Here is an 11,493-nt window from a genome sequence, read left to right as displayed (position 1 = left end):
TGGTGTGTCCGTTTCTGCGGACAAGATGTAAGTAGCCCGACTGAGCCCCGGAGACATGTGACGGCCCTCACAGGCAAAAAGGTCTTCAGCCAAAGATCGCGACTTGCGATACCTCGCATGTGGCTCCGGCCTTTCGAGGTTCGTTTGCAGGAAAAATCGTCCCAAGCAATCTCTTCAATTTTGTCAGGCTATGGCCTACCGTGTGCTCCACCGCGCAGGAACCTTTGAGTCGCCTGCGGCCGGATCTTTCCAACCGCATTTGAGACGAGACCCTTCATGGCACAGCTGCCGAATTCCCTTGAAGCCCGCGACACGGCATTCCAGCTCCATTCCTACGCCGACGCCCGCCGTCAGGAAGAGACAGGCGCATTGGTGATCGAGAAGGGCGAGGGCATCTATGTGGAGGATATCAACGGCAAGCGTTACATCGAAGGCATGGCCGGTCTCTGGAGCGTTGCCGTCGGCTTCGGTGAAAAGCGCCTGGTCGATGCGGCCGCTCGGCAGATGGAGAAGCTGCCCTACTACCACACCTTCACCTACAAGAGCCATGGACCGTCGATCGAGCTGGCGGAAAAGCTGGTCGAGATGGCACCCGTGCCGATGTCGAAGGCCTATTTCACCAACTCCGGGTCTGAGGCCAACGACACGGCAATCAAGCTGATCTGGTACCGGTCGAATGCGCTTGGCCAGCCGGAGCGCAAGAAGATCATTTCGCGCGTGCGCGGTTACCACGGTGTCACCATCGCCTCGGCCAGTCTCACGGGCCTGCCCAACAACCACCGCTCGTTCGACCTGCCGCTGCCGCAGATCCTGCACACCACCTGCCCGCACTACCGGACCATGAAAAAGGACGGTGAAAGCGAGGCGGATTTCGCAAGGCGCTGTGCGCAGGACCTGGAAGACCTGATCCTGGCCGAAGGCCCGGAAACGATCGCGGCCTTCTTTGCGGAGCCGGTGATGGGGGCCGGTGGCGTGGTCGTGCCGCCGGACGGATACTGGGAAGCAGTTCAGCCGGTTCTGAAGAAATATGACATTCTCTTCGTCGCCGATGAGGTGATCTGCGGATTTGGCCGGACCGGCAACATGTTCGGCACGGAAACCTACAATCTGCAGCCGGACATGATGACCCTCTCCAAGGCCTTGTCGTCGTCCTACCAGCCGATTTCCGCGCTGCTGATCAACGACACGGTCTATCAGCCGATCGCGGACGAAAGCCACAAGATCGGCGTGCTTGGTCATGGTTACACCGGCAGCGGGCACCCGGTTGCAGCAGCTGTTGCGCTTGAAAACCTGAAGATCATCGAGGAGCGCGATCTGGTTGGCCATGTCAGAGCCATCGCACCGACTTTCCAGAAACGCCTTGCCGGCCTAGCGGAAAATCCGCTGGTAATCGAGACGCGCGGCATCGGGCTGATCGGTGCCGCGGAACTGTCGCATGAGGCGCTTGCGGCAACGCCCGGCGCGCTCGGCGCGAAAACCAATGCAATGTTCCACGACAAGGGCCTGATTTCGCGCAACATGCTGGACGCCATGGCCTTCTGTCCGCCGCTGATCATTACCGAAGCCCAGGTGAACGAGTTGTTCGACATCGCAGAAGCCGGTCTCAAGGCAGTTCAGGAAAGCCTGTGAGCGATCACTACTCCATCCTTGGGACAATCTCGGGCACTTCGGCCGACGGTATAGATCTGGCGTGGATCGAAACCGACGGCCGGACGGTTGCCCGGTTCGGCCCTGCGGAAACGGCAAGCTACCGGCCAGAGACAAAGCGCCGGGTGCTGGAAGCTGCTGCGCGCAAGGGAACCGGACGCGACGACTGGCCGGAAATCGCCGCTGCGGTAACGCGCGACCATGCCGAGGCGATCCTGGGGTTTCTGGCAACGCACGGTCTCGCGCCTGATGCCGTGGTTTTTCACGGTCAAACGGTCTGGCACGATCCGGCCAAGGGCGAAACGGTTCAGCTGGGTGATCCGCAGTCTCTTGCAACGGATCTCAATGTTCCGGTGATCGGCGACGTTCGCCTGGCAGATATGGTGGCAGGCGGGCAGGGAGCCCCTTTGGTCCCTGTCTATCATCAGGCGCTCGCCAAGACACTGGTTGGCGAAGACAAGGAGCCCTTGTGTTTCCTCAATATCGGAGGGGTTTCCAATCTTACCTATATTGAAGGCGACAAGCTGCTGGCGTTCGATATCGGACCGGGCAATGCCTTCCTGGACGATTGGGTCCGCAAGCACGGTGCCGGCGACTATGACGCGGGCGGGGCGATTGCGGCAAAGGGCACGGTCGATGAAGGTCGTCTTCAGGCAGCGCTCACCCATCCGTTCCTGACCGAGCCGGGTCCGAAGTCCCTCGACCGCTACAGTTTCTCCGGCGAATTTGCTGAAGGTCTTGGCCTAGAGGATGGCGCTGCCACCTTGCTCGCTTTCACGGCAGCCGCCATTGCCAGCGCGGAAAAGCTTTTGCCGCGGGTTCCTCGGCTTTGGCTGGTTTGCGGCGGCGGACGGCACAATCCGGTTCTGATGAAAGCCTTGGCGAAGCTTCTTGCGGGAGATGTCGTGTCGGCGGACGACTACCGGATCGACGGCGATGCCCTGGAAGCCCAGGCAATGGCATTCCTGGGCGCGCGTTTGAAGGCCGGTCTGCCAACCACCTTTCCAGGCACGACCGGTGTCCGCCAACCGGTTGTCGGCGGCAAACTGTTTACGCCCGGCACATGAGCGTGCGTAGCGAGGTGCTTCTCCCGGTAATCGCAAAAAACGCCTCTCTTCCGGAAGTCAGTGGTTCGGAAGGTCAAGCGACCAGAAAGCTGCAATTGCTTGCGCGAACCCCAGCTTGCCGCTAACCAGACATCATGAACGGATCTGAAATCTACCACCGGCTGATCGGCCTCATTGAAGAGCGGGTCTTGAAACCCGGCGACCGATTGCGCGAGGCAGACCTGGCGGAAGAATTCGGCGTCTCCAGAACGCCGATCCGCGAAGGCCTGAAACGGCTTGAGGCCCAGGGCCTCGCCGTGCACGAGCCCAACCGTGGCATGGTGGTGCCGACCCTTGATCATGGCCAGATCAACGAAGTCTACTTCATGCGGGAAGTTCTGGAAGGAACGGCCGCCGGACTTGCCGCCAAGCATGCGTCAAAGCCGGAAGTGGAGATCCTGCAGGATCTGGTCAGCGCCGATCGCAAGCGCATTGCCGACAAGGACAGCCTGGTGCGCTCGAACCGGGAGTTTCACCGCCGCCTGTGCCTGGCCTCGCACAATCGCTATCTGGTCGACCAGATCGACCACCTGCGCCTGTCGCTCATCCTGATGGCGGGCACGACGCTGGATACGCCGGAACGGCGCGAAACGGCGGTCGAGGAACATGCCGCAATTGTTGACGCTATTTCACGGGGCGACTGTGCCGCAGCAGAAGCTGCTGCCCGGCTTCACATTGCGCACGCACACAAAACTAGGCTGCAGCAGATCTGATCAGCCGGTAAGCACACCGTTTGCCGAGCGCGTTAACAACATCAGTGCCGCGACAACCAGAACGGTGATTGTGAGAGCCATGCCTGCAATCCGGAACCTGAGCGGCTCCGGTTCCTGGCTGACGCTGTAGGCGTGCAGGGCCCTGCCGGTGAAAAGACCCACACCCAGAGCCCAGAGCAGCCAGGGTGTGGCGCCCGTCAGCTCCAGAAGCAGCATGAGTATCAGCCCCAGCGGGGTATATTCTGCAAAGTTGCCGTGGGCGCGCATGCGTCTTTGCAAACCGCCATGGCCGCCATCGCCGAGGCCGATGCGTTCGCTCTTGCGCACGCCGATCACCCGAACACTCAGGAAAATGTAAAGCAGCGTCAGCAGGCCCGCGAAAAGCGGGGTGATGTAAAGCGCCATGTCGGCCCCTTGAAAGAGAGAGCCGGCGGCGCAGGTTCTGGCCGCCGGAGATGTTCAGCTTACGCCGGGCGGGCAAAGGCGGATCAGCATTCCACGATATTGACGGCCAGCCCGCCCTTCGAGGTTTCCTTGTACTGCTCCATCATGTCCATGCCGGTCTGGCGCATGGTCTCGATGCAGCCGTCCAGCGGCACGAAATGCGAACCGTCGCCACGAAGCGCCAGAGAGGCAGCAGTAACAGCCTTGACCGCACCAAGGGCATTACGCTCGATGCAAGGGACCTGCACCAGGCCTGCAATCGGATCGCAGGTCATGCCGAGATGGTGTTCCAGGGCGATTTCCGCCGCATTCTCGATCTGCTCGTTGGTGCCGCCAAGCGCTGCGCACAAACCGGCAGCCGCCATGGCAGAGGCCGAGCCGACTTCGCCCTGACAGCCAACTTCGGCACCTGAGATCGAGGCGTTTGCCTTGATGATGCCGCCAACGGCTGCCGCCGTCAGCAGGAAGGTCCTGATGCCGGCCTGGTCCGCGCCGGGGCAGTGATCGAGGTAATAGCGGGTCACGGCCGGAATGACCCCGGCAGCACCATTGGTCGGGGCCGTCACGACACGGCCTCCGGCAGCGTTTTCCTCGTTGACGGCCATGGCGTAAACGCCGAGCCAGTCGACCACGTTGTGCTCGAAAGGCGGGTTCGTGCGGCCTTCACGAATGAGCTTTTGGTAGATATCTGCGGCGCGGCGTTTCACTTTCAGGCCGCCGGGCAGAATGCCGGTCTGGGAAATGCCGCGGTTGATACAGGAATCCATTGCCGACCAAAGGCGGTCGATGCCTTCTTCCACTTCAGCCTGAGGTTTGTCGCTGCATTCGTTGCGAAGCTTCATCTCGGCAATGGAAAGCTCGGCTTCCCGGCCCATCTCCAGCATCTGTTTGGCGTTTGCAAAGGGAAATGGCACATCCTGCTTGGCAAGCTCGTTGACCGGTTCGTTGCTGGTCTTGCGCAATTCGGATTCGCTGACCACGAAACCGCCGCCGATGGAATAATAGACAAAGGTGTCGATGACGGCGCCGGCAGCATCCAGCAGATGGAAGGTCATGCCATTGGCGTGGAGCGCCAGCGGAGGGCCATAGTCGAAGATGACATCCCGGGACGGTTCGAAATGCAGCTCCGGCAGGCCGTCTATTTTCAGCTTCCTGGTCTGCTCCAGCTCTTCCAGCATCGGGTCGACCTTGTCCGGATCGATGGAATCGGGCCTGGCTCCCAGCAGGCCGAGACACACGGCCTTGTCCGTGGCGTGGCCCTTGCCGGTGAAGGCAAGTGAGCCATGCAGGGTGACGGTCAGCCGTGTCGCACGGTTTTCCGCGCCGGACAGGCCCCGCACCCGGTCAAGGTAACGGTGAACGGCTACCATCGGGCCAACCGTGTGAGAACTGGACGGCCCGATGCCGATTTTGAAAATGTCGAAGACGCTGATGAACATCTCTTGAACCGCATATGTCAGATGCACCGGCCCTGCCGGCGCTTTGAGGTCACGCTAACAGATAGCGCCCGGATGTCCTCCATTCAAACGGGCATTTTTGTGTTATTTGCGACATGCGGCTGAAACAGACGTTTTCCCGTGCGGGTTGGAACCGGATGAAACGGTTCGCGGAAACAGTTGTTTGCGAAATGCCCCTTTGATAGCGTGCCGCTTCCTTTCAAATGCAACTATCCGACACAAGAGCTACTCATGACCTCGCAGCACCCGGCCGACACGGCAGATGTTCTGGCTTCCAAAAAACAGGCGTTTCAAATCCCCGACGGGGTCATCTATCTGGATGGCAATTCGCTTGGTGTGCTGCCGAAACACGTGCCTGCCCGCATTGCGCAGGTCATTAACGAGGAATGGGGCAACAGCCTGATCCGGGCCTGGAACACCCACAGCTGGATCGACCTTCCCGTCCGTACGGGCGACCGCATCGGCAAGTTGATCGGCGCACCGGCCGGGACGGTCGTCGCCTGCGACAGCACCTCTGTCAATGTGTTCAAGGTCCTTTCCGCAGCCCTGGCGCTGCGGCCGAAGCGCAAGGTCATCCTTTCCGACAATGGCAACTTCCCGACCGATCTATATGTCGCCTCGGGCCTGAAACAATTGCTCGACAAGGGACATGAACTGAAGGTTGTCGATCCGGAAGCGGTGAAGGACGCCATTGGTGAAGACGTGGCGGTGGTGATGCTGACGCAGGTCGACTACCGCACCGGCCGGGTTCATGACATGGCGGATATCACCCGCGCGGCCCATGAAGCAGGTGCCCTGGCGATGTGGGACCTTGCCCACTCTGCCGGTGCGATCCCGGTCGATCTTCACGGGGCTGGAGCGGATTTTGCCGTTGGTTGCGGATACAAGTATCTGAATGGAGGCCCGGGTGCTCCGGCATTTCTGTATGTTGCCCCCGAGCACCAGGACAAGGTCACCTCGCCGCTGACCGGCTGGATGGGGCATGAAGCCCCCTTTGCGTTCGATCTCGACTACAGGCCGGTTTCCGGCATCAGCCGGATGACGGTCGGCACGCCCGCCATTCTTGCGCTTTCGAGCCTTCATGCGGCCCTTGATGTCTTCGAGGATGTCGACATGGCGGACATCCGCCGCAAGTCCGTTTCACTCAGCGAGTTGTTCATCACTGAAGTCGAGGCCAAGTGCCCGCAACTGGAACTGGCCAGCCCGCGGGATCCGAATGCCCGCGGCAGCCAGGTCTCGTTCCGCTTCAAGGAAGGTTACGCCGTCATGCAGGCGCTGATCGACCGCGGCGTGATCGGTGATTTCCGGGCGCCCGACGTGATGCGCTTCGGCTTCACGCCGCTGTACCTGTCGCATCAGGACATTGTCGATGCGGTTGAGATCCTGAAGGATATTCTGGATACGGAAAGCTGGAACCGGCCGGAGTTCAAGACCCGCGCAAAGGTCACATAGCTGCGACGCGAACCTGGGCCTGCAGCATGTCGATAAATTGCTGTTCGGGCACCGGTTTGGAATAGAGGAAGCCCTGGAAACGGTTGCAGCCGTTTTCAGATAGCCAGGCCCGCTGTTCAACGGTTTCCACCCCTTCGGCGACAACGCTGGCATCAAGCGCTGATGCCAGCGACAGGATCAGCTTCACGATGGCACCGCCGGTGGCAATGTCGTTCATGAACATCCGGTCGATCTTGATACCGTCGATCGGATAGTTGTGCAGATAGGCAAGGTTTGAATAGCCGGTGCCGAAATCATCGATAACGATCCGGTAGCCGGCGGCTTTCAGCTTCGTCAGGGATTCGTAGGCATGCGGAATATCGCCAAGCAGAACGCTTTCGGTGATTTCCAGCGAGATGTCGTTCGCATTGCAGCCGGTTTCCTTCGGCAGGCTCTGCATGCGTGCAACAAAGGTGGGGTCCGAAAGCTGCTTGGGTGAGACGTTCATCGACAGCGGTACGGAAACGTTCAGCAGCTTGAGCCCGGACTGCATGTAGGCAACATTCCGGCTGACCCAGGTGCCGATCTCGTTGATGAGGCCCGTTTCCTCGGCAACCGGCACGAAGTCGTCGGGACTGACCAGGCCTTTTTCGGGGTGCTGCCAGCGCAACAGGGCCTCGGCGCCGACAACACGTTGGGTGCGGGTGCAGGCAATCGGCTGGTAATACAGCAGGAATTCATTCTCGCGGATTGCCCGTTCGAGATCCTTCTTCAGGGACATGTGCTTGTCCCGGAGTTTGCGCATGAATTCCTTGTAGCGGACGCATTTGTTCTTCCGCTCCGACTTGGCCTGGTAAAGCGCAAGGTCCGCATGACGCATGAGCTGGTCGATGTCCGTACCGTCGGCCGGATAATGGGCATAGCCGATGCTCAGCCCGACATGACGAGGCTTGCCCTCAATCAGATGCGGACTGGTAAAGGCCTGCAGCAGCGCCTGTCCGAACCAGTCCGGTCGCGGGCTTTCGGGCGAGGACAGGTGGCAGATCAGAAATTCGTCGCCGCCAAGACGCGCGACAATGTCGTTGTTTCCGGCCAGATCCTTCAGTTTGGATGCAACAAGCTGCAGAAGATGGTCGCCTGCAGCATGGCCAAGCGTGTCGTTGACCATCTTGAAGTCGTCCAGATCCACGAGATAAAGCGTTGCGATCAGGTTGTTGTCCTTCGCAGTCTGCCTCACATGCGACAGGCGTTCCTTCAGATAGGTCCGGTTCGACAGCCCTGTCAGCGCATCATGGCTCGCAAGATACTGGGCGCGTTCCTTGGTCTGGTGAAGCTCCGTGACATCGATCTCGCTCAGCAGAAAGGCAGGCTTTCCTGTTACGGCGTCATGGCAGCGGCGGATGGTGATTTCGTGCCAGCGCAGGCCGTCGCTCGTCCGGACCTCCGCCACGAACTTGGTCGTGGCTTTTTCCGTGAGGACGCCCATCACGTTCTTGGCGAGCACCTGATCGATGAAATGATCCCACAAGGTGCACGCGAGATCGGTGCAGGCTGCCCTCGCGGCTGTGTTGCGGTAAAGAGGTTGCCCGTCTTCGGAAAACAGCGAGATCATCACCGTGGTGTGCATCAGCGCTTCGGCGCTTCGGAGCGTTTCCGGCTGTTGCTCGTGATGCGGACGGCCTTCGCACAGCAGCGCCATGCGACCGTCATTCAGCCGGATGCCGCTCATGACAACCTGCAGGACCTGAGCCTTGCCATTCGGATAGAGTGTCCAGATCTCCGAAAAGCTCACGTCGTGCTTGGTGAAATCCTGCTGGTACTGCCGCAGGCGCTGTTCCACCGAATGGGACATGTCCGAGCCCATGTCGCGTGCCCGCAGCTCTTCCAGCGATTCGGCATCGGTAATCTCAAGCGCCTTGCGATTGGCCCACACAATGCATTTCTCGTCGAAATCGAAAATCCAGATACCGGTGTCGAGACGATCGTAAATCGAAAAGATCAGCTCCTGATCCACCCTGCCGTCATCGAGTGTAAAAGGCAGGGACGCTTTCCTTTTTTCGGTTGCCCGCTGCGTCTGGGAAAGATCGGACATGTGTGACAGGGTCGTTCTCCGGGATGAACGCATTCGAAATCAGAAATCATGACGGACGAAGCCGCCAGTTCGTGTCTGGCAACGCAAATTTGCAACTTTGCAGAAGTGTAAGGAACGTGAATATATCATTCAATTTAAAATCGGGAAAACCGCTGACAAACTTAACGAGATCTGGTGATACTTTCAGTTTCTGAATTTAGAATAGTGCCGTTAGATAAAACTTGCATCAAACGCCAACAGATTGTTGTGCGACACCTTGGATGCCGAATTTGAGCTTTCCCCGATTGCAAAAGGCCGTATCGCGCTGGTTTTGCGCCAACTGACTGCCTGTCGCCGGCGTGTCCGCTCAGCTTTACAACACTTGCCAGCCATGGTTGTTTCAAACTGTCTGAAACGCGGCAATTGCCCTTCAGCAGGATATTTCAAGATGACGGATCTGTTCGACATCACGCCGCCCGTGCGGCCGGGTATAGCGGTCTATCCCGGCGACGCGCCTTATCGCAGCTCCTGGACGGCGACGATCTCAGAGGACTGCCCGGTGAATGTTGGCGAGTTTTCCATGTCGAGCCATTGCGGAGCCCATGCCGATGCACCCCTGCACTACGACCCGGACGGTCTGACGATCGATCAGCTTGATCTGCATGATTTCGTCGGACCGGCCCGGCTGATCGATGCACGCGGTACCGGTCCGCTTTGCCAGCCCGGAGAGCTGGAAGCGTTCCTTGAAGGCTGCCCGCCCCGAGTGCTTGTGCGGCTTGCCGAAGAACGAGACGTTACGGTCTGGCCGGCAGGCTACAGGGCTCTGGCACCGGAAACCATGAGCCTGCTGGCGGACGCCGGTGTCAAGTTGGTCGGCGTGGATGTGCCCTCCGTCGACCCGGATCCTTCCGAAACCCTGCCCAGTCACGGGATCGCCCGTTCCCGTGACATGCTGATTCTGGAAAATCTTGCTCTTTCTGCGGTGGAACCCGGTGATTATGAGTTGATTGCGCTGCCAATGAAGTTAGAAGGGCTGGACGCCGCGCCGGTTCGGGCCATTTTGCGCCCGCTCCGCTAATCCCGGGAAACGGGAAAGCGCGGCCGGAATAAGAAAAAGACTGACCGTTGGGAGCGGCAAGGAGCGTGAATGCTGGAGCTTGATCAGCTCGTTATGGATTTCAGCGGATTCCGGGCGGTGAATGGCTGCTCGTTCCGCGTCGAGGAAGGCAGTATCACCGGATTGATCGGCCCGAACGGGGCTGGCAAGACGACGCTTTTCAACCTGATCGCAGGGGCACTGCAACCGACAAGCGGACGCATCCGGTTTCTGGGCGAGGACGTCACCAGCCTGGCCAGCCATGAGCTGTTTCACAAGGGACTGGTGCGGACATTCCAGATCCCGCATGAATTTCACAAGCTGACGGCGCTGGAAAACCTGATGATGGTGCCGCCGTCTCAGCCGGGCGAAAGCCTGTTTTCCAATTGGCTCGCCTGGGGGCGGGTGAAGGCTGCCGAGGCCGAGGTCGAGAAAAAGGCCTATGAGACCCTGGCATTCCTGGAGCTGACCCACGTGGCGCACGAGCCGGCCGGCAACCTTTCCGGTGGCCAGAAGAAGCTTCTGGAACTGGGCCGCACCATGATGACCGATGCCAGACTTGTGCTGCTCGACGAACCGGCGGCAGGCGTCAATCGCACCCTGCTGCGCAAGCTCGAGACCAAGATCGAGATCCTGAACAAGGAGCGCGGCTACACGTTCATCCTGATCGAACATGACATGGAAATGATCGAGAAACTCTGCGATCCCGTTGTGTGCATGGCCGAGGGAAGGGTGTTGATCCAGGGCGATTTCCAGACCGTGCGGTCCAATCCTCAGGTGCTGGAAGCCTATCTGGGCGAAACCACGGGAGATGCCGCATGACTGCGCTTCTTTCCATGGACGGCATCACCGGAGGCTACGGTGACGCCGACATCCTTCAGGACGTCTCCATGCATGTGGATGCGGACGAGATCGTCGTCATCGTCGGCCCGAATGGTGCCGGCAAGTCCACGGCCATGAAATCCGTTTTCGGCCTCCTGACCATCCGTGGCGGCCGCATGCTGTTCGACGGCGACGACATCACCAGTTGGGCTCCCAACCGCATCGTCCAGCGCGGCATCTGCTATGTCCCGCAGGTCGACAACATTTTCCGCGAGATGTCGATCCACGAGAATCTGGAAATGGGCGGCTTCCTGAAGAAGGGTGACCTCAGCGCTGCCTATGACCGGGTCTACACCCTGTTTCCGGACCTGAAGGAACGCCGCAAGACGCTTGCAGGGTCCCTGTCGGGCGGGCAGCGGCAGATGGTGGCGATGGGCCGGGCGCTGATGCTCGATCCGAAGCTTCTGCTTCTCGACGAACCGACCGCCGGGCTTTCGCCCAAATACATGGAACAGATCTTCCAGATCTGCCGGGACGTGCGCGACACCGGTGTCGCCATTCTCCTGGTGGAGCAGCACGCCAAGCAGGCGCTTGCCTTTGCCGACCGGGGCTATGTCCTGGCCGCCGGCAAGAACCGCCACGAAGGCAGCGGTGCCGACCTCTTGGCCGACCGCGAAGTCGCTGAAATGTTCCTGGGGGGCTGAGC

General features: G+C 59.9%; 10 protein-coding genes. 7 read left to right on the top strand and 3 right to left on the bottom strand.

The genetic code is table 11. The features are described from left to right. Positions 1-276: 276 nt before the first annotated feature. The 3 genes from ACP90_RS24010 to ACP90_RS24000 all read left to right on the top strand — a co-directional run bounded on the left by ACP90_RS24010 (position 277) and on the right by ACP90_RS24000 (position 3,466). Positions 277-1,629, top strand: coding sequence for an aspartate aminotransferase family protein (locus ACP90_RS24010; protein WP_062490442.1), 1,353 nt, complete (start codon positions 277-279; stop codon positions 1,627-1,629). Further along, positions 1,626-2,714, top strand: a complete 1,089-nt coding sequence (locus ACP90_RS24005; protein WP_062490440.1) for an anhydro-N-acetylmuramic acid kinase — start codon at positions 1,626-1,628, stop codon at positions 2,712-2,714. Before ACP90_RS24010 ends, ACP90_RS24005 begins: the two co-directional genes overlap by 4 nt. Before the next feature lie 134 nt (positions 2,715-2,848). Continuing rightward, the gene (locus tag ACP90_RS24000) at positions 2,849-3,466 is read left to right on the top strand and encodes a GntR family transcriptional regulator (RefSeq protein ID WP_023002238.1); all 618 of its coding nucleotides are present in this window, start codon (positions 2,849-2,851) and stop codon (positions 3,464-3,466) included. On the opposite strand, the gene ACP90_RS23995 is transcribed toward ACP90_RS24000, so the two are convergent. Together ACP90_RS23995 and ACP90_RS23990 are read right to left on the bottom strand one after the other, a co-directional pair. Then, on the bottom strand, positions 3,467-3,871 hold the full coding sequence (locus tag ACP90_RS23995; RefSeq protein WP_062490438.1) for an MAPEG family protein: 405 nt from the start codon (positions 3,869-3,871) through the stop codon (positions 3,467-3,469). 83 nt (positions 3,872-3,954) lie between these two features. Continuing rightward, a complete protein-coding gene (locus tag ACP90_RS23990; protein WP_031269831.1) occupies positions 3,955-5,349 on the bottom strand; it encodes an L-serine ammonia-lyase in 1,395 nt (464 codons plus the stop codon). Between the two features lie 249 nt (positions 5,350-5,598). Between ACP90_RS23990 and kynU the strand changes: the two genes are divergently transcribed. Beyond that, positions 5,599-6,819, top strand: a complete 1,221-nt coding sequence (kynU, locus tag ACP90_RS23985) for a kynureninase (protein ID WP_062490436.1) — start codon at positions 5,599-5,601, stop codon at positions 6,817-6,819. Here the strand turns inward: kynU and ACP90_RS23980 are convergent. After that, positions 6,812-8,890, bottom strand: a complete 2,079-nt coding sequence (locus ACP90_RS23980) for a bifunctional diguanylate cyclase/phosphodiesterase (protein ID WP_055657546.1) — start codon at positions 8,888-8,890, stop codon at positions 6,812-6,814. The two genes, kynU and ACP90_RS23980, sit on opposite strands and share 8 nt — an antisense overlap. A gap of 427 nt (positions 8,891-9,317) precedes the next feature. Here ACP90_RS23980 and kynB point away from each other — a divergent pair, with 427 nt between their 5' ends. The 3 genes from kynB (at position 9,318) to ACP90_RS23965 (ending at position 11,491) form a co-directional block, all read left to right on the top strand. Then, the gene (gene kynB / locus ACP90_RS23975) at positions 9,318-9,947 is read left to right on the top strand and encodes an arylformamidase (protein ID WP_062491934.1); all 630 of its coding nucleotides are present in this window, start codon (positions 9,318-9,320) and stop codon (positions 9,945-9,947) included. Between the two features lie 69 nt (positions 9,948-10,016). Then, complete coding sequence (locus tag ACP90_RS23970; RefSeq protein ID WP_023002232.1) at positions 10,017-10,787, top strand: ABC transporter ATP-binding protein; 771 nt, start codon at positions 10,017-10,019, stop codon at positions 10,785-10,787. Further along, positions 10,784-11,491: an ABC transporter ATP-binding protein gene (locus ACP90_RS23965; RefSeq protein ID WP_023002231.1), complete on the top strand. Its 708-nt coding sequence runs from the start codon at positions 10,784-10,786 to the stop codon at positions 11,489-11,491. The genes ACP90_RS23970 and ACP90_RS23965 overlap by 4 nt, the downstream gene beginning before the upstream one ends. Positions 11,492-11,493: the final 2 nt, after the last annotated feature.

Source organism: Labrenzia sp. CP4 (assembly GCF_001579905.1).
GTDB lineage: Bacteria > Pseudomonadota > Alphaproteobacteria > Rhizobiales > Stappiaceae > Roseibium > Roseibium algicola.
Note: the sequence above shows the minus strand (reverse complement) of the source record. Positions and strands in the feature narration are given on the sequence as shown.

Bases quoted from the DNA above. Each gene is read 5' to 3' on its own strand.
- ACP90_RS24010 (WP_062490442.1), top strand. From the start codon at position 277: ATGGCACAGCTGCCGAATTCCCTTGAAGCCCGCGACACGGCATTCCAG.
- ACP90_RS24000 (WP_023002238.1), top strand. From the start codon at position 2,849: ATGAACGGATCTGAAATCTACCACCGGCTGATCGGCCTCATTGAAGAG.
- ACP90_RS23995 (WP_062490438.1), bottom strand. From the start codon at position 3,871: ATGGCGCTTTACATCACCCCGCTTTTCGCGGGCCTGCTGACGCTGCTT.
- ACP90_RS23990 (WP_031269831.1), bottom strand. From the start codon at position 5,349: ATGTTCATCAGCGTCTTCGACATTTTCAAAATCGGCATCGGGCCGTCC.
- kynU (WP_062490436.1), top strand. From the start codon at position 5,599: ATGACCTCGCAGCACCCGGCCGACACGGCAGATGTTCTGGCTTCCAAA.
- ACP90_RS23980 (WP_055657546.1), bottom strand. From the start codon at position 8,890: ATGTCCGATCTTTCCCAGACGCAGCGGGCAACCGAAAAAAGGAAAGCG.
- kynB (WP_062491934.1), top strand. From the start codon at position 9,318: ATGACGGATCTGTTCGACATCACGCCGCCCGTGCGGCCGGGTATAGCG.
- ACP90_RS23970 (WP_023002232.1), top strand. From the start codon at position 10,017: ATGCTGGAGCTTGATCAGCTCGTTATGGATTTCAGCGGATTCCGGGCG.
- ACP90_RS23965 (WP_023002231.1), top strand. From the start codon at position 10,784: ATGACTGCGCTTCTTTCCATGGACGGCATCACCGGAGGCTACGGTGAC.